At 76.5% G+C, this 16,065-nt stretch carries 16 protein-coding genes; 6 read left to right on the top strand and 10 right to left on the bottom strand.

The window, feature by feature from the left end:
- The 3 genes from ACSNOD_RS17530 to ACSNOD_RS17540 form a co-directional block, all read right to left on the bottom strand.
- On the bottom strand, positions 1-732 hold a 732-nt coding region (locus tag ACSNOD_RS17530; protein ID WP_436767902.1), incomplete at its 3' end, for a polysaccharide deacetylase family protein.
- 230 nt (positions 733-962) lie between these two features.
- On the bottom strand, positions 963-1,841 hold the full coding sequence (locus ACSNOD_RS17535) for a DMT family transporter (protein WP_436767889.1): 879 nt from the start codon (positions 1,839-1,841) through the stop codon (positions 963-965).
- Between the two features lie 216 nt (positions 1,842-2,057).
- Positions 2,058-2,852 carry an SDR family NAD(P)-dependent oxidoreductase gene (locus ACSNOD_RS17540; protein WP_436767890.1) on the bottom strand — a complete coding sequence of 265 codons (795 nt, stop codon included), beginning with the start codon at positions 2,850-2,852 and terminating at the stop codon, positions 2,058-2,060.
- A 264-nt stretch (positions 2,853-3,116) separates the two neighbouring features.
- Between ACSNOD_RS17540 and ACSNOD_RS17545 the strand changes: the two genes are divergently transcribed.
- Positions 3,117-4,340: an MGDG synthase family glycosyltransferase gene (locus ACSNOD_RS17545; RefSeq protein WP_436767891.1), complete on the top strand. Its 1,224-nt coding sequence runs from the start codon at positions 3,117-3,119 to the stop codon at positions 4,338-4,340.
- Positions 4,341-4,781: 441 nt separating this feature from the next.
- Here ACSNOD_RS17545 and ACSNOD_RS17550 read toward each other — a convergent pair whose 3' ends face one another.
- Both ACSNOD_RS17550 and ACSNOD_RS17555 read right to left on the bottom strand, forming a co-directional pair.
- Positions 4,782-5,156, bottom strand: a complete 375-nt coding sequence (locus ACSNOD_RS17550) for a signal peptidase I (RefSeq protein WP_436767892.1) — start codon at positions 5,154-5,156, stop codon at positions 4,782-4,784.
- Between the two features lie 56 nt (positions 5,157-5,212).
- Positions 5,213-6,631, bottom strand: a complete 1,419-nt coding sequence (locus tag ACSNOD_RS17555; protein ID WP_436767893.1) for an amidohydrolase — start codon at positions 6,629-6,631, stop codon at positions 5,213-5,215.
- 211 nt (positions 6,632-6,842) lie between these two features.
- Here ACSNOD_RS17555 and ACSNOD_RS17560 point away from each other — a divergent pair, with 211 nt between their 5' ends.
- Together ACSNOD_RS17560 and ACSNOD_RS17565 are read left to right on the top strand one after the other, a co-directional pair.
- On the top strand, positions 6,843-7,634 hold the full coding sequence (locus ACSNOD_RS17560) for an SDR family NAD(P)-dependent oxidoreductase (RefSeq protein ID WP_436767903.1): 792 nt from the start codon (positions 6,843-6,845) through the stop codon (positions 7,632-7,634).
- Between the two features lie 26 nt (positions 7,635-7,660).
- Positions 7,661-8,032 (top strand): MerR family transcriptional regulator, encoded by a 372-nt coding sequence (locus tag ACSNOD_RS17565; RefSeq protein ID WP_436767904.1) that lies wholly within the window; start codon positions 7,661-7,663, stop codon positions 8,030-8,032.
- An 89-nt stretch (positions 8,033-8,121) separates the two neighbouring features.
- Here ACSNOD_RS17565 and ACSNOD_RS17570 read toward each other — a convergent pair whose 3' ends face one another.
- From ACSNOD_RS17570 to ACSNOD_RS17585, 4 genes are all read right to left on the bottom strand, one after another.
- A complete protein-coding gene (locus ACSNOD_RS17570; RefSeq protein WP_436767894.1) occupies positions 8,122-8,613 on the bottom strand; it encodes a GNAT family N-acetyltransferase in 492 nt (163 codons plus the stop codon).
- A 115-nt stretch (positions 8,614-8,728) separates the two neighbouring features.
- Complete coding sequence (locus tag ACSNOD_RS17575; RefSeq protein ID WP_436767895.1) at positions 8,729-9,076, bottom strand: STAS domain-containing protein; 348 nt, start codon at positions 9,074-9,076, stop codon at positions 8,729-8,731.
- Between the two features lie 347 nt (positions 9,077-9,423).
- Positions 9,424-10,185, bottom strand: a complete 762-nt coding sequence (locus ACSNOD_RS17580) for a pentapeptide repeat-containing protein (RefSeq protein WP_436767896.1) — start codon at positions 10,183-10,185, stop codon at positions 9,424-9,426.
- 204 nt (positions 10,186-10,389) lie between these two features.
- Positions 10,390-11,409, bottom strand: coding sequence for an ArsR/SmtB family transcription factor (locus ACSNOD_RS17585; RefSeq protein WP_436767897.1), 1,020 nt, complete (start codon positions 11,407-11,409; stop codon positions 10,390-10,392).
- A 224-nt stretch (positions 11,410-11,633) separates the two neighbouring features.
- On the opposite strand from ACSNOD_RS17585, the gene ACSNOD_RS17590 reads away from it, so the two are divergent.
- Both ACSNOD_RS17590 and ACSNOD_RS17595 read left to right on the top strand, forming a co-directional pair.
- Complete coding sequence (locus ACSNOD_RS17590) at positions 11,634-13,091, top strand: alpha/beta hydrolase (protein ID WP_436767898.1); 1,458 nt, start codon at positions 11,634-11,636, stop codon at positions 13,089-13,091.
- A gap of 277 nt (positions 13,092-13,368) precedes the next feature.
- Positions 13,369-14,334 carry a trypsin-like serine peptidase gene (locus ACSNOD_RS17595; RefSeq protein ID WP_436767899.1) on the top strand — a complete coding sequence of 322 codons (966 nt, stop codon included), beginning with the start codon at positions 13,369-13,371 and terminating at the stop codon, positions 14,332-14,334.
- Positions 14,335-14,389: 55 nt separating this feature from the next.
- Here the strand turns inward: ACSNOD_RS17595 and ACSNOD_RS17600 are convergent, their stop codons facing one another.
- Complete coding sequence (locus tag ACSNOD_RS17600; protein WP_436767900.1) at positions 14,390-14,956, bottom strand: hypothetical protein; 567 nt, start codon at positions 14,954-14,956, stop codon at positions 14,390-14,392.
- A 177-nt stretch (positions 14,957-15,133) separates the two neighbouring features.
- On the opposite strand from ACSNOD_RS17600, the gene ACSNOD_RS17605 reads away from it, so the two are divergent.
- Positions 15,134-16,065: GAF domain-containing protein (locus tag ACSNOD_RS17605; RefSeq protein WP_436767901.1), on the top strand; the 932-nt coding region annotated here is incomplete at its 3' end.

Genomic DNA, 16,065 nt, shown 5'->3' on the forward strand with positions numbered 1-16,065 from the left:
CCCGTACGCCCGACGCACCCCCGGGCCCGTCCCGAGCCGCCCCGGCACCACGGCGTGTTCGGCCAGCGGCCCCACGGACCACCCGGCGGCCCGGCACCGCTCCAGCAGCCGGGGGAGCGCCCCCAGCGCCGCGTGCCAGGAGCCCGGCGCGCTCGTACGGTCGCTGTCGTGCAGCAGTACGGTGCCCCCGCCGCGCAGGGTCGAGAAGAGCTCCGCCAGAACGGAGTCGCCGTCGGCCTCGGCCGTCCAGTCCCGGCCCCACGCCGACCACAGCACCGCCCGCAGCCCCGAACGGCGCGCCGCCAGCCAGCGATCGCCGGTGAGGATGCCGTACGGGGGCCGGTACCACAGCGGGCGCGCCCCGCCCACCCGCCGCACCAGCTCCGTCGTCCGCGCCACCTCGCGGATCTCCCGGCGCGGCGCCGGGCACCACGGGCGCTCGTGGCGCCAGCCGTGCACGGCCAGCTCGTGCCCGCGCTCGGCGATCTCCCGGCCCAGCCGGCGGTGCCGCTCCAGCTCGCCGCCGAGCAGGAAGAACGTGGCCCGTACGGAGAGGGCGTCCAGGGCCCGCAAAAAGTGCGGGGTGCTCTCCGGGTCGGGCCCGTCGTCGAAGGTGAGCGCCACATGGCCGGGGCGCCCCCGGCCGTCGAGACCCGGCGTCAACCGGGCGCGCACGCCCGGCAGCCAGACGGCGGCCGGGCCGATGTGCGCGACGGTGGCGGCCCCGAGCAGGACGGCGGCGGTGGCGCCCGAGCGGCGCGCCGCGGTGGCGACAGTACGGCTCGCGTGTGCCGCGGCGGCGGCCGTACGACCTGTGCGGGCCGCGGCGGCGACAGTACGGCTTGCGTGTGCCGTGGCGGCGACAGTACGGCTCGTGGGTGCCGTGGTCCGGGACGGCTCGGTACGGGGCCCGGGGCGCGTGGGGCGTACGGGCGGTGGCCCCGGGGCGGGTCCGCGGGGGCTCACCACACCTGCTCCTTCCCGCCACCGGCGATCACCGGCGAGTGGACCAGCCGCACGCTGCCCGCGACGAGCAGTGCCAGCGCCGCCGCCTCCGGGATCATCCGGATGCCCAGCGCGATGCGCTCGTCGAACAGCACCACGCCCAGCACCACGCTCAACAGCGCGTCGCCCAGCGTCAGCGCCGGCTGCGAGGCCACCAGCGTGCCCGCCTTGAGCGTCGCCTGGAGCAGCAGGAAGCTCCCCAGCCCCACCGCCACCGCGGCGTACGGCTGCCAGCAGGTCAGCACCGCGTCCAGCCCGTCCGGCAGCCGCCCGATCGCGTCCTTCATCAGCGCCGCCGTGCACGAGAAGCCGATGGCCGTCGCCGTGCCCAGCACGGCGGCGCGGGGTGCGGGGCGCAGCCGGAAGGCCAGCACGCTCAGCGCGACCACCGTGGCCAGGGCCGGCAGCGCCACCTCCAGCCAGCGCGGCGAGGGCACGGTGGGGCGGCCCTCGGTCGGCGCGGCCGCGCCCAGGAACAGCGCCAGCCCCACGGCCATCGCCGCGAACGCCCACCAGGTGCCGCGGCCCGGCTCCCGGTGGAACACCACTCCGCCCACCACCAGGGTGAACAGCAGCTCCGTGGTCATCACCGGCTGCACCACCGCGAGCGGGCCGGTCGCCAGCGCCCCCGCCTGGCACAGCCCCGACACCAGCAGCGCGACCGCGCCCCACAGCCACAGCGGGCGCCGCGTGAGGCCGGCCAGCCACGACAGCCAGGGCACCCGGGACGCCGGCCGCACCGGCTGCTCGGTGGCGGCCGCCCGGCGCTGCAGCACGGAGGCGAGCGCGTTGCCCAACGCCGCGAGCAGGGCGAGGACGACGGAGAGCGCCATCATGACGGAACCACCACCACGGTCATGCCGTCAGCTCCTTCGGTCGGTCCGTTGTCCCGCGCCCTTCGCCGCCCTGTCGCGCTCCTTGCCTCGTCGTCTCTCGGTCTCGTCGTCCTGCCGTCTCGTCGTCGCCGCCGAAACGGCCGCTTGTCCGGTCCCGGTGCCTTTCCGGCCCCCGTGCTTGCCCGGTCCGGCCTGGCCGTCGGCGGTCGGTCGCTCTCAGCCGAAGCGGCCGGCCAGCCGCCGGAAGAGCCCCGGCGCCGCCCCGCACAGCCGGGCCGGCAGATTCAGCCATCCGGGCACGAAGACGTCGTCGCGGCCCCGGGTCAGCGCCTCCCACACCGCGTCGGCCACCCGCTCCGCCGGGACCGGCCGGGGCCAGGAACGCCGATACGGGGTGCCGCGCCGGGTGAAGAACGGGGTGTCGACCGCGCCCGGCAGAATCATCGACACCCGCACCCCGTACGGGGCGACCTCGTACCGCAGGCTCTCCGCGAACGCCACCAGGGCCGCTTTCGACGCCGCGTACACCGCCTCCTCGCGCACGCCCACCCGCGCCGCGATCGAGCCGATCAGCACCACATGGCCGCGGCCCCGCGCCACCATGCCGGGCAGCAGCAGCCGCACCAGCCGCAGCACGGCCGTGAGATTGACCGCCAGCACCCGCTCGATCGCCTCCACCGGCATGGCGGTGAACGGGCCGGCCCAGCCGATGCCCGCGCCCGCGACGAGCACGTCCACGCGGTTGTGCCGCTCGATCGCGGCCTCGGCCACCTCTGCGCAGCGGTCGCGGTCCGCCAGGTCGGCGGCGAGGGCCGTGCCCTGCGTGGCGGCCGCGACCTCGGCGAGCCGGCCCTCGTCACGGCCGTTGAGCAGCAGCTGCCAGCCGCCCTCGGCGGCCAGCCGCGCCGCGACCGCCGCGCCGATGCCGGACGAGGCGCCGGTGATCAGCGCCACCGGCTGGCCCATCCGCTCGGCGGCGCTCTGGAGCGGCAGTGGCGACCTGTCGAGCATGCGCTGTCCTGTCCTCCGGTCCGCGGAGGCCGGCGGTTTCGGCTGATATGGCCGGACTCCTGTGGATCGTGGGGTACCCGCGTTGCGGGGGCGCTCACGGCGCGTGAGGATTTCCACCCGAAAGACCGATGCCGCCGAGGGGCCGCCGTGGCGCCGTGAACGGCGACGGTCGCCCGGGGGCCGCCGCCGGCGGCACCGGAAGCACCACTCGTACGGGGGCGCGGAGGCCCCTGCCGCGCCGGGGCGCCGAGACCCGGGAGTCTCATGGAGCGTCGATTCCTCATCGTCAGCGCCGGCATGGGCGCCGGCCACGACGCCGTCGCGGCCGAACTCGCCCGCCGCCTGCGGGACGGCGGCCACGAGGTCGCGCTGCGGGACGTGCTCGCGCTGCTGCCGCCGGGCGCGGGGCCGGCGCTGCGGGGCTTCTACTGGGGCACGGTCCGCCATCTGCCCTGGCTCTACGAGGCCATCTACGCGGCGTTCTTCCGGACCGGGACGGTGACCGGCGGCGGCGCGGCCGAGCGGGGGGCACACGAGCCGGTTCCGGTGCGGCCCGCCGCACCGGCCGAGGGGCGCGCACCCTCCCCACGGGGGCCGGCCGGGAAGCTGCGGCCGAGCACCGCGCCCCTGGCCGTGCTCGCCGAGCGACGCCTCCGGGAGGACGTGGACCGCTGGCGCCCCGACGCCGTCGTCTCGACCTTCCACCTCGCGGCCCAGGTCACCGGCAGAATGCGGGCGCGTGGCGCCCTGGACGTGCCGAGCGCCGTCGTCGTCACCGACTTCGCCGTCCACCGGCAGTGGCTGCACACCGGCAACGACGTCCACTTCTGTGTCACCCGTACGGCCGCGGACCGGGCCCGCGAGGGTTCCGGCGGCCGCGCGCTGGCCCCGGGCCCGGTCGTGCCGCCCCGCTTCCACGAGGCGGCCCACCGGGAGACCACCCACTGGGCGCACGCCCTGGAGCGGCACTCGCCCGGCCGGCCGGCCGTGCTGCTCGGCGCCGGCGCCTGGGGCGTGGGATCGGACCTCGGCGCGACGGCCCGGCTCGTCGCCCGTTCGGGCTATCTGCCGGTGCTGCTCTGCGGGCGCGACGAACGGTTGCGCCGCACCGCGGCGCGGCTGCCCGGTGTGCTCGCGCTGAGCTGGATCGAGGATCTGGCCGATCTGATGGCCTCGGCCCGCGCCCTGGTGGACAACGCGGCGGGGCAGACCGCCGTGCAGGCCCTCGCCGCCGGCCTGCCGGTGGTCGGCTACCGGCCGATCCCCGGCCACGGCACGGAGGGTGTGCTGGAGATGGCGGCCGCGGGGCTGTCCGAGTACGCGGGGGACGCCCCCGCCCTGCTGGCGAGCCTGGACCGGTTGGTCCCGCCCGGCCCCGACCGGGAGCGGCGGATCGCGGCGGGCCGGGCCGCGTTCGTGGCGGACACGGCGGCGCTGATCGCGGAGCTCGCTGAGAAGTCCGCGCGCGGCCCCGCCCACACGCGCTAACGCGACGGGCGCGTGGGGCGCGCCTGCGCGCCTTCATTCCGCCGCGACGGCGAGCGACCCCGACGGCGCGGACCGGCGGTGCCAACCGGCGTCCGCCGGAGACGAACCACCCCACGGGGGCGTGGGGGTGCGCCTGTGCACCCCTTCATTCCGCCGCGACGGCGAGCAACCCCGACGGTGCGGACCGGCGGTGCCGAACCGGCGTCCGCCAGGAATGGGCCGCCCCGCGGCGGGTGCACGTGTCGCCGCGGCGGGTCTTGCCGCAGGCGCCTGCCGTGGCCCGGCCCGGGAGGCCGGGGCCGGCCCCGGCCGATGCTTGGGGGGCGTGGGTGCGCGCTTGCGCACCCCTTTGGTCCGCCGCGACGGTGAGCGACCCCGACGGCGCGGGCCGACGGTGCCAACCGGCGTTCGCCGGAGACGAACCACTACGCGGCGGGGTGCCTACTCCGCCGCGTCCCGTACGCGGTAACCCGGGACCGACGGCCAGCGGACGGTCAGTACGACGGACTCCTCCTCCGCGTACCAGGAGTGGTCGACGCCCCGGCCCCAGACCACGTAGTCGCCCTGCTCCTTCAGGACCACGTCGTGCCCCGGGAGCTCCACCCGGAAGCGGCCGCTGATGAGGACCAGCAGCGCCGTGCGCTCCTCGCCGGTCACCCACTGCGCCCGCTCGTCGCCCTTCGGGTGGACGCCCCACTTGATCTCGACGTCCTCGCTGTGCCGAGGGTCGGAGGCGTCCTTGAAGTGCCCGAGCAACCACCCGCGGTCCAGTGCCGCGTCCCGGCCGGCGTTGCCCACATACACGCTGTCGTTCATGTGGGTGAACGGTATCCGATCGCCGCAGGTCGGCCGCGGGCGGACGGCCGTGGCCCTCAGCCGCGGTACTCCTGGAGCCGGTCGCCGTGGCCGCGCTCCGTCAGCCGCGGCAGCCGCTCGGCGAGCTCCGCCGCGACGGCCGGCACATCCAGCGTGAGCAGTCGGCGCTCCCTCATCAGCACCCGCCCGTCCACGATCGTGGTGTCGACGTCGCCCGCCCGGGCGCTGAACACCAGCGTGGCCGCCGGGTCGTGCACCGGCAGCACATGGGGGCCGGTCAGATCGACCAGGATCAGATCCGCCCGCATCCCCGGGCGCAGCGCGCCCACCCGGTCGTCGAGCCCCAGCGCGCGGGCGCTGTGCCGGGTGGCGAGGTCCAGTGCCTGTCGGGCGGTCAACCACCGCGGGTCGCGCAGCGCGGACTTCTGCGCCAGCGCGGTGAGCGTCATGCTCTCCCAGACGTCGAGGGAGTTGTTCGACGCCGCGCCGTCGGTCGCCAGCCCGACCGCGACCCCCGCCGCCGTCAGCTCCTTGACGGGCGTGGTGCCCCAGCCGAACTTGAGATAGCCCTTGGGGGCGGTCGCGACGGCCGTGCGCCCGGCGCCGCCGCGGAGCGCGGGGACATCCCCCGGCAGGATGCCCGTGCCGTGCGCGATCAGCACATCGACGTCCAGCAGCCCGCAGCGGCGCAGCATTTCGATCGGCGTCACGCCGTACCGGGCCAGGCTGTTCTCGGTCTGCTCCCGGTTCTCCGCCGCGTGCAGATGCACCGGCAGCCCGTGTTCCCGGGCGAGCCGCGCGGTCTCGGCGAGGTCGGCCTCGTCCACGGTGTACGGCGCGTGCGGGGCGAGGGAGGTGGTGATCCGGCCGTCCGCCGCGCCGCGCAGCCGCAGCGCGAAGTCCAGCGAGCGCTCGCGGGCCGCCGGCCCCTGGGAGGAGAAGTACGCCCAGCCGAGGTCGGCCCGCAGGCCGCTCTCCACGACGGCCGCGGCCACCTCGTCCATGGCGAAGTAGTGATCGGCGAAGGTCGTGACCCCGCAGCGGATCATCTCGGCACAGGCGAGCAGCGCGCCGAGCCGGACGTCCCGCTCGGTGAGCCGGGACTCCATCGGCCAGATCCAGTCGTTGAACCACTCGTCGAGCGGCACGTCCTCGGCGATCCCCCGGAAGATCACCATGGGGGAGTGCGTATGACAGTTGATCAGGCCGGGCATGGCGAGCCGGCCGCGGCCGTCGATCCGCTCGGCCGCGGACACGCCCGCCACCGCCGCCGCGGAGGTCACCGCGGCCACGCGCCCGTCCCGGACGACGATCCCGGCGTCCTCGGCGAAGCGGATCGAACCGTCGGGGTCGTGGAGGAGCGCGGTGCAGCCGCTGATGACGAGATCGGCGTCCGCGCCCCCGCCCCGAGCCGGCCCCGCGCCGTCTCCCCGGCCCCCGCCGGTCCGTTCCTCGCCGGTCGGTTCTCCGGACATGCCGCGCCCTCCCTCGCTTCCTCGCCCGCTCCCGTACGACGCCTCCACTATGCCGCGGCCCACTGACAGTTCCGCCGGACCGGGGCGGGTGCAACGACACCGGGGGGCGACGTCGGCGAGCGGCGTTTGACCTTGCCGTTGGCGGCAGGGTCGCACGATGACCGCCATGAACAGCAACGGCGTGAACGCCAACGGCATCAACAGCAACGGCATGAACAGCAACGACGTGAACAGCACCGCCACGCACGGCAACGGCCCGACCCGCGCCGACAGGGTCGTCCTCGTCACCGGCGCCGGCACCGGCATCGGCCGGGCCACCGCGCGCGCCTTCGCCGCCGAAGGGGCGCACGTGGTCGCTGTCGGCCGGCGCGCCGAGCCCCTCGACGCGACCGCCGCCGGACACGACCGCATCGCACCGCTGGTCGCCGACATCACCGCCGACGGCGAGCCCGAGCGGATCGTCCGGACCGTACGGGAGCGGTACGGCCGGCTGGACGTGCTGGTCAACAACGCGGGCATCGTGAGCGGCGGGCCGCTCGGCACGCTCACCCCGGAGGCGATCGCGCCCCTGCTCGCCACCAACCTGGTCGCGCCCGTCCTGCTCGCCCAGGCCGCGCTGCCGTCCCTGGAGGACGCGGGCGGGGTGATCGTGAACGTGAGCACCTCCGTGGGGCAGCGGGCCTGGCCGGGCAGCTCCCTCTACGCGGCGACGAAGACCGCGCTGGAGCTGCTGACCCGCAGTTGGGCGGTCGAGCTGGCGCCCCGCGGCATCCGGGTGGTGGCGGTCGCGCCCGGAGCGATCGACACCCCGATCGGCGAGCACCAGGGGCTGACGCCGGAGCGGATGGCGGCGGTACGGGAGTGGCAGCTGGCGCACACCCCGCTGGGCCGGATCGGCCGGCCCGAGGAGGTCGCCTGGGCGATCACCAAACTCGCCGCGCCGGCCGCCTCCTTCGTCACCGGCGTGGTGCTTCCCGTCGACGGCGGCGCGGTGGTCGCGTGATAGAAGTGCCCCGGGAGGTGGCGCGGGTGCGCATCGGTGAACTGGCCAGGGCGACGGGGACGACGGCGCGGGCGCTGCGCCACTACGAGCAGGCCGGGCTGATCTCCTCGGAGCGGGCGCCCAATGGCTATCGCGTCTACGACGAGAGGGCGGTGGTGCGGGTCCGCAACATCCGCCATCTGCTGGCCGCCGGGCTCACCCTCGACGACGTCCAGGTCTTCCTGCCCTGCCTGGACGGGGACGTGGCCGCGGCACCGCCCTCGGCCGAGGGGCTGCGGGTCGCGGTGGAACGGCTGGCCGTGCTCGATCGGCGCATCGCCGCGCAGACGGAGGCCCGCGACCGCCTGAAGGCCGCGCTCCGGCAGGCGACGGGCGGCGCCGTCCGCTCGATCGCCTGAGCGGACCCGATCGCCGGGGCGGGCCCGGTCGCCGGGGCGGACCCGATCGCCTGAGCGGGCCCGGCCGCCGGGGCGGTCCCGGTGGCGTCCTACGGGGTGGCGCGCAGATCCCGCGTGTAGCTGAGCCCCGGCCGGCCGTCCAGCTCGATCTCTCCGGTGGGGACGAACCCCGTACGCGCCAGTACGGCCCGTGAGCCGGCGTTGTCGAGCGTCGTCACGGCCCGCAGCGCGGTCAGCCCGTACTCCGTGGCCGCGAGGTCGCACACCTCCGCGACGGCCGCCGTGGCCAGGCCCTGGCGCGCGGCCCGTTCCGCGATGCGGTACCCGAGCTCGGCGCAACCGTCCGCCACGTCGATCAGGTTGACCCGGCCCAGCACCGCGCCCTCGCCGTCGACCAGCACATGGAGGTGGTGCAGCCCGGCGTCCTGCTCGGCGAGCAGTTCGCTGAGGCGCGTGGCGAAATGCGCGAAGTAGTCGTCGCCGCGGTCCGGTATCGACCCGGCGAAGTAGGCCCGGTTCTCCCGCTCGAACGCGAGCAGGGCCGGTGCGTGGTCGGGGCCGAGGCGCTGGAGTTCGGGCACGGCCCCACAGTACGCACCCGCGCCGGGCGGGGACTTCCCCGCCCCACGCCCGGACGGCGGGTCCGGGCTCAGGGGCCGGGCGGTCGGGCGCCCGCTCGGGAGGCCCGCCCCGCGCTCAGGCGGCCCGCGCCGGGCTCACGAACGAGTCGGCGCCGGTGAGGGTGAAGACACGGGCGACGACCGGGCGCAGCGGGCCGCGCAGCGAGAAGCCCGTGCCGGTGCGGCCGGCCTCGCGCCTGGCCCACAGCATCACGTTGATGCCGGCGCAGTCGCAGAAGGTGACCCCCGACAGATCCACGCATACGGCCGTCGGCTGCGCGTCCAGACAGATGCGGACCGCCTCCTGGACACGGGACACCGTGCGCACGTCGATGTCACCGACGAGGGAGAGCACGCCGGGGTCGGAGGAGAGGACCGTACCCTCGCGCAGGCGGTCCTCGGCCTCCTGGAGTGGACGGGACATCACATGTGCCTCCCTGGCCCCGCCTGCCCGGGCCCCTGCTGTTGGTGCTTCGGCGAGTGCCTGTCGCCCCGACCGGCCGTCGATACGGCCGCCCCCTGGAGTGACCGCGGCGTCACCCATGACCAGTACAGCCCCCGGCGCGAGTCCTTGACAACCCCATCCCGGTGAGCAAAACAGCACTGTACGCGTGGACGGGGCGGCGGCCGGGAGCATCCGGCCGCCGGTGCCGGCGCGCGACGGGGCGCGCGCCTCGGGCCGCCCCGGTCGCGAAGGAGCCCGCCGCGCCCGCCCTTTCGCCGCCGCCGTGGGCGCCTGCCCTTTCGGCGCCACCCTGGCGGGCCCGCGCGTCACGGTACGACGTGGAGGCCCAGAGCCGCGCAGATCGCCGCCGCCTGGGCGGGGCTGATGACCGCGCCGCGAAGCAGCGCCGGTGCGTCGGGGGCGAGCTCGCCCAGGTCGGCACCCCGCAGATCCGCGCCGGCGAGCTTGGCGTTCCGCAACTGGGCGTCCCTGAGCCGGCAGTCCTCGAACACGGCGTCCCTCAGATCCGCGCCCTCCAGATCGGCCTCGCTGAGATCGACCCCCTTCAGGTGGATACCGCGCAGTCCGACCCCGCGGAGGTCGGCCAGCTGCATCGCACAGCGCTCCAGGGTGAGGGTCACGGCCAGTCCGCGCAGTCCGCCGAGCCGGGCGCCGGTCATGCGGCAGCCCGTGAAGCGGGCGTCGTCGAGCATGGCGCCGCGGAACCCCGTGTCGGCCAGGTCCACGCCGTCGAAGACGGCGTCGGCCAGGTCCGCGTCGGCGAAGTCGGAGGAGGCCAGGCGGCCCCCGGTGAAGCGGGCCCCGTCGAGCACCGCGCCGGCGAAATCCGCGCCGGTGGCCACGCACTCCTCGAAGACCGCCCCGTCGAGCCGGGCCCCGCGCAGCCTCGCCCCCGAGAACACACAGCGCCGGAAGGTCCGCGGCTCACCGGGCGTGGCCAGCGCCCGGCCCAGGTCGAGCCCGGAGCAGTCCACGGCGTCGAACCGTGTGCCCGAGGCCAGGGCCCGCAGCACGGCCGCCGGGTCGTCGCCGTCCGAGGGCCGGGGAAAGGCTGGGGGAACGGTCATGAACGGCTGTCTCCTCGTCGCGACGGACCGGCGCCGCCGATCCGGGCCCCGGGCGGGAAAGCTCCGCACAACGCGATGGTCGCACCCACCACTGACAGAGGCCGGGGCCCAGGCCCCGACGCGTGAGCCGGCCCGAAGGGGCCCGTACGGCACGGCACGGCCCGAAGAGGCCCGTACGGCACGGCCCGTACGGCCCGACCGGCGTCAGGGGCCGGCCCCGCGGAGAGCCGCGCGGCGGGGGAGGGCGCGGTGGTGGACCAGGAGGGTGCCCAGGGGCGTGCGGTGGTGGAGGACGGATCGGCCGGCGCGGACCGTGCTGATCAGACCCGCGCCGCGGAGGGCCGCCGTGTGGGCCGAGACCGTCGCGTTGCTGACGCCCAGTCGGCGGGCGAGGCCGCCGGTCGTGTGCTCCTCGGCGAGCAGGAGCAGGATGTCGAGGCGGGTCCGCCCGAGCACCGCGGCCAGCGCCTCGGCCGGGTCGGTCGGGTCGGTCGCGTCGGCAGAGGCGGTTGGGGAGAGCGGCAGGCCCGGCCCCGCCGCGTAGGTCACATGGAGGGGCAGGCCGGGCGGCCGGGCGACGAGGAGCCGGCCGGTCCAGTGGAACGTCGGCACCAGCACCACGCCCTCGCCGCCCGGCTCGATGTCCCGGTCCACCGGGCTCTCGATCTCCCACACGCCCCCGCTCAGCCGGGCCCCCGGGACCAGTCCGGCGAGCGCGGCACCGATGCCGCCCTCGGCCACGGCCAGCGCGTGGCGGGTGAACTCCGCCCGGTGCAGATCCTGCACCAGGGGCCACACGGGCCGCAGAACCGTCTCGAACGCCGCGAGCTGGGCGCGGCGCAGCGTCCGCCACGCCTCCGCGTCGCCCCGGTGCAGCTCGCGCACCCACAGCGGGGCCGGCGCGGGGTGCCGGGCGTACACCCGCTCGACCTCGGAGCGGACCAGCTCCGGTGGCGCGGCCCGAACCGTGTCCAGGCCCTCCTGGAGCGAGTCGTCGAACACATCGATGAACGCGGGGGCGACCGCCCCGGGGGCCAGCTCCGCCAGCGGCGCGGCCGCGCCCGGCAGGGAGCGGAGCACCCGCCGTCTCCACCGGCCGAACAGCAACGCGTCGTCGCGCCCGCACAGCATGGTCAGCGCCGCGTTCAGCTCCTGCAACGGCGCCGGCCGGGGCGCGAACCGGACGGCGGCGACGTCCTCGGCCGTGAGGCGTATTCGGATCACTGCTCTCCCCGCCGGCACCGCGCCATCGTTTCGGCCAGGGCCTCAACGATCGCCCGCCCTCCCCGGCCGGCGCCAGTATTCCAGCCGAGGCCGGGCCCCCGGGCGAACGGGGACGCCGGCCGCGGCACGAGGGACCGATACGAGGACCGACGCCGCCGGCGTCGAGAGCCACAGAGTCACAGAGCCGCAAAGCCACAGAGTCAGAAGAGCCCCAAGGGGAGACCGTGACACACGAGAACGACGGCAACGGCGAGCGCGCGAACCACCCGTCGAACGCGCCCCGGCGTACGACCGACGGCGCGCCGGACGGCGGCAGCGTCGCCGCGCCGGACCGGCGAACCGTCGCACGCTCGGCCGCGCTGGCCGCCGCGCTGCTGCTCACGGGCGCCGGCACCGCCCACGCCCGAGCCGCCCGCCCCCGCTTCCCGCGGAGCCCGGAGAGCCCGGAGGGTCCGGCGAGCCCGGAGATTACGGGGAGCGCCGAGCACACCCGGAGCACCGGGAGGGGAACGGCGAGCACCGAGGCCATGGCCAACGCGGCCAGCCACGGCCTCACCGTACGGCTGCCCGCCCCGACGGGCCGGCACCGGATCGGCGTCACCACACTGCACCTGGTCGACCCGCGCCGGCGCGACCCCTGGGACGCGCGCATCCCCGTCCGGGAGGTGATGGCCACGGTCTTCTACCCGGCCCGTACGGTGCACGGCAGGCCCGTCGCCCCACAGATGACGCCCGATGCGGCGGCGGCCTTCGGCGAGCTCGTCCCCGCCGTGCGCCCCGGGATGCCGGCCACCGGCGTGAACTGGGCGGCCACCGCCACCCACGCGCATGCGGGCGCGCCCGCCCAGGCCGTACGGCGCCCCGTACTGCTCTACACGCCCGGCGGCGGCGACCCGCGCACCCTCGGCACCGGCCTCGCCGAGGAACTGGCGAGCCACGGCCATGTGGTGGTGACCGTCGACCACCCGGGTGACGCGAGCGAGGTGGACTTCCCGACCGCCACGCGGCACCGGCGGAAGCTCCGCCGGACCGTCCTCATGGGCGACCCCCGCACGGACCCCGCCCTGTTCCGCACCCTCATCGAGACCCGGGTCGCCGACACGCGGTTCGTGCTCGACCGACTCCACCTGCTCGCGGCCGGGCACAACCCCGACGCCGGGCGGCGCCCGGTGCCGGAGTGCCTCGGCCGCGCGCTGGACCTGCGGCGGGTGGGCGTCTACGGCCACTCCGCCGGCGGCACCGCGGCGGCCGAGGTGCTGTACGAGGACCGCCGCGTCGCCGCGGCCGTCACCATGGAGGGCTATCTGGACCACCCGCCGCGCAGGCCCGGCGAGGAAGGCGAGCTGTTCCCGGTCGCCCGGCACGGGGTGGACCGCCCGCTGCTCCTGCTGGGAACCGACGGCTTCGCCGGGCGGAAGCAGCTGGAGCGCTCCTGGTCGGCCATGCTCGCCCACCCTCGGGGGCGCACCGTCCGGCGGCAGTTCGGCGACACCGCGCACCATGTGTTCACCGACTACGCCGCGATCGCGCCCCAGTTGCAGGCCGCGGGCCTGCTGGCGGCCGAACACCGCGTCGGGCTCGTCGGGGCGATGGACCCGGCGACGGCGGTGCCGCTGGTACGCGACCATGTGCGGTCGTTCTTCGCCCGGCACCTGTCGCCGCGGACGCTCACTGTTGGTTGAGCCATCCGCAGACGTTCATCCGCGGTGCGTTCCATGCTCGGCGGATGAGGCCGCGCATGGCGGTGATCGTGCCGGCGAGGTCGAAGAGCGCGTCCACCACGGTGGCGCGCCGCCCGGCCGGGGTGGCGGCGGTTTCCGGTCAAAGAGCGGCAAAGCCGCCCCGACAACGGCACCGGAAGTGATCTTCACGCGTCCTGACGAGTGCGGGTGCGGGCCGTGCGGCCGTCACGCGCCCGCCGACCGGACCCGTACCGACCCGTCGAGGAGATCACCACCCATGCGCCTCTCGCGCCCCCGCGCCATCCGCCGACCGGCCGCCCTGGCTCTCGCCGCGGCCGTCGCCCCGCTGCTGCTGGCGGCCCCGGCGGGAGCCGCCCCGGCGGCGGCCACCCCGGTGGGAGCCGCGTCGACGCCGGCCACGGCGACAGCGACGAGCGCGGCCGATGCCGTCGCCACCGTCTCGTACAGCCCCGCCGAGCGCCGCGCCGCGCTCGCCCACTGGACGCCCGAGCGGATGCGCGCGGTGGGCGCCGGGCTGGATCTCGGCCCGACCGGGCCGCTGTCCAAGCCCTGGACCGGGCCCGCCGCCATGAGCACCGTGGGGCGGCTGTTCTTCGTCAACGCCGATGGCGCCGACACCTGGTGCACCGCGACGGCCGTCAAGAGCGCCAACCGCTCGGTCGTGATGGCGGCCGGCCACTGCGTGCGGCGCGGGGCCTCACCCGTCAACACCTACACCGACCTCGTCTTCGTCCCGGGTTACGCCCGGGGCGCCCGCCCGCACGGGGTGTTCGCGGTCAAGGCCACGCACACCCCGCGCGGCTGGGCGGAGGAGAGCACCGACGACGTCGCCGCCCTCGTCGTCGACACCGCGGGCGGACGCTCCCTCACCGACGCCGTCGGCGGCCAGGCCATCGCCTTCGGCCGCCGGCCCGCCGGAGAGGTCACCGCGTTCGGCTACCCCGCCACCCGGCCCCAGCGCGGCGAGGAACTCCTGCACTGCACCGGCACCGCCCGGCCCGCCCCCGAGCCCGCCCTCGCCGGTGAGCAGCGCGTCCCGTGCGATCTGAGCGGTGGCGCCAGCGGCGGCCCGTGGCTGGCCGACTTCGACACCCGCACCGGCGCCGGCACCCTGGTCTCGGTCAACAGCCACGGCGACGCCCTGGAGAACAGCCGCCACATGTACGGGCCGGTGCTGGGCGCCGCGGCCCGCCAGGTGTACGACCGCGCCCAGCGCGGCTGACGCGTCCCGCGGGGCCGGGTCTCCGCGGGGCCGGGTCTCCGCGGGGTCCCGGTCGTCAGGCCGGAGGCGTCAGGCGGCGGTGCAGCGTCCGGCAGTGGCGCGCGTCCTCCAGCGCGTGGTGGCCCAGCGGCTCCGGCTCCGCCGCCGCGTCCTCCGCGCCCGCCAGCACGGCGAGCGCCTTGAGGTCGACGTACCAGCGCGGCACGGCCGCGGGCATGGCCTGCCAGTCACCGTCCCACAGCGCGTGCAGATGGGTGAGGTCGCGCGCCCCGTAGTACGCGTACAGATGGGTGGCGTCCGCCCCGCCGTCGTCGGCGAAGTACGCGGCGACCTCGTCCCGGATGCGGCCGGCCGGCTTCAGCGCCGGGTAGTCGGGGTGCTCGGTGTCCCAGCCGAGCGTCCGCGGCGCGCCGGCCGGGCCCCGGTGCACCACGTAGGGCAGGTGCGGGAGGACGTGCTCGGCCACCCAGGGGGCGCCGAGCAGCGCGGCCGGGTCGGCGTCGGCGTTGACCGCGTAGTAGTCGCGGCCGACCCCGTCGGTCAGGGCCAGGGAGACCAGCCCCGGGGTGCCCGGCTCGGCGGGCAGGAACTCGCAGTCCAGATAGACGGTGCGTACGGTCATGGCGGTCCTCGTCACGGCGGTCCTCCGCTGGTCCCGTGCCGAGCCTAGGGCGGCACCCGCGCGCGGCGCCACGCGGGCGCCCACCCCCGCCCGCCGTGCCTCGCCGCGCCGATGCCCAGGCCGTGGCACATCCTGGTGGTACGACGTCTCCGGGCGTCCGGACCGGGAGGACGCGAGATGGGCGAGGCAGCCCCGGAACCGGACGGGGTGCGACGGCCCGACGGGGCCGGCGCGGCGGACCCCGGCGTGCCGGACTGCCGTGCCGCGCTCGAGCACGGCCTCGCGCCCGCCCTCGTCGAGGCCATCCACATCGCCGGCGGCTACGGCGGCAAGGTCTACCTCCGCTCCCGCGACCGCACCTCACTCGTCCTGACGATGGTCGCGGGGGTGCCCCGCGCCCTGCTCAAGGCCTGGTGGCGGGTGCCCGTCGGAGGCGCCGTGCCGTCCGCCGAGGCCTATCGCACCGAGCGCGTGGTGAGCCTGGCGGACGAGGGCGAGACCATGCGCCGCTTCCCGCAGATGTCGGTGGGGCTGCCCTACCCCTTCGCCTCCGCCTATCTGCCGATCCGGCTGGGCGGCGAGGTCGTGGGCGTCCTCGGCGTGCTGCGGGCCGCCTCCCACGGCCGGCAGCCCGACGCGGTCGACGAACGCCGATTCGAGCGCGCCGCCTCCACCGTGGACACCGCGCTCCGACACCTGGAGGCGGCCGGGTGCGTCATCGAGTACGACGACGAGCCGATCGGCGTCACCCTGCCCGCGGACCCGGCGACCGCCGTACGGGTCGGCCTGATCGACTGGGACCTCGGCACGGACATCTTCACCGCCGACACCACCGGATGCGCCGTGCTCGGGCTGGACCCGTCCTCCTGCGGCGGCACGATCGCGCAGGTGGCGGAGCGGGTGCACCCGGAGGACGTACGGGAGCTGCGGGCCGCGGCGCGGGACGCCGCGCGGACGGGTTGGGTGCGGGGCAGGAGCTTCCGGGTGTGCGAGGCGCCGCGGGAACCGGGGGAGGGCACCGGCGCCCCGACCGGCGCGAACGGCCCGTCGGCCGCCCCCGGGTCCGTCGACGCGCCGACCGCCCCCCGGCCCGCCGATGATTCGGTCGC

Source organism: Streptomyces sp. URMC 123, assembly GCF_051386515.1.
Taxonomy (GTDB): domain Bacteria; phylum Actinomycetota; class Actinomycetes; order Streptomycetales; family Streptomycetaceae; genus Streptomyces.